This window comes from Rhodanobacter koreensis (assembly GCF_054782855.1).
The window spans coordinates 1-800 of the sequence record NZ_BAAGRR010000004.1; the positions used below are offsets into that span (position 1 = coordinate 1).

Annotated in this window: 2 protein-coding genes; both read right to left on the reverse strand. The window is 65.1% G+C overall.

What is annotated here, in order from left to right; translation table 11 throughout:
• The coding region (locus ACYVKM_RS12170) for an RHS repeat-associated core domain-containing protein (protein WP_460877887.1) at positions 1-285 on the reverse strand (285 nt) is incomplete at its 3' end.
• Between the two features lie 83 nt (positions 286-368).
• The coding region (locus ACYVKM_RS12175) for a hypothetical protein (protein ID WP_460877888.1) at positions 369-800 on the reverse strand (432 nt) is incomplete at its 5' end.

The following is an 800-nucleotide window of genomic DNA, read 5'->3' on the forward strand; positions in this document are numbered from 1 at the left end:
TGCCGGATCGTAATACCGCGCCTGCATGTACACCAACCCGGTATCCGGATCGTTCACATGCCCCGTATACCCCGGCCCGTTCGGCGCCATGCCCAGCGCCTGGCTGCCGTACGGCGTGTAGTCGTACGTCGCCGTGATGTTGCCACTGGCATCGGCTTCCGCCAGCGGCGTGCCCTGCGGGTCGGTGTACACATAGGTCACCGTGCCGGCATGCGCCAGACCGGCGAAGCCCCAGAGCCACAGCAGCAATGAGAGCCACCGGGCAGTGCGGGTTTTCGCACGCACGTCTCCGTGACTGGTGGCAGATACCCCTCGGGTGATCCCGGCCTGGGAACCCGGGGCTGAAGACACAGCGTTTCGCACATTCATCAGTTGGTCCCCGCTACGCCGGCCGTCATCGTGCAGGTCGAGGTCGAAACCAGCGCGCCACCTGCGTTGAAGAAGTCCACTTGCAGGTGGTAGCTGTGCGCCCGTATCGGCGACTTGGCACCGAAGGCACCGGTCGTGTACTGGGTGGTCGGATTGCTGCTGACCGCCACTGGCGAGGCCGCCCCGTTACTGATGCTGCCTATCGCATCCGAATCACCGCTGGGCACGCCTGCGTCGGTCCAGGTGTAGCGCACCGTCACTGCACCGGTGGGGAGCGGACCCAATGCCATCGTCACCGCAGTGGCGAGGGCCACGGGGGTGATCCTGAACACGTACCAGGTGCCACCGGAGATTTCAAAGCCGATCGCCGTCGCGTTTGTTTTTCCGCTGGGGACGCCGTAGCTGGCCCCATAGGACTGCCCGTTGATCGC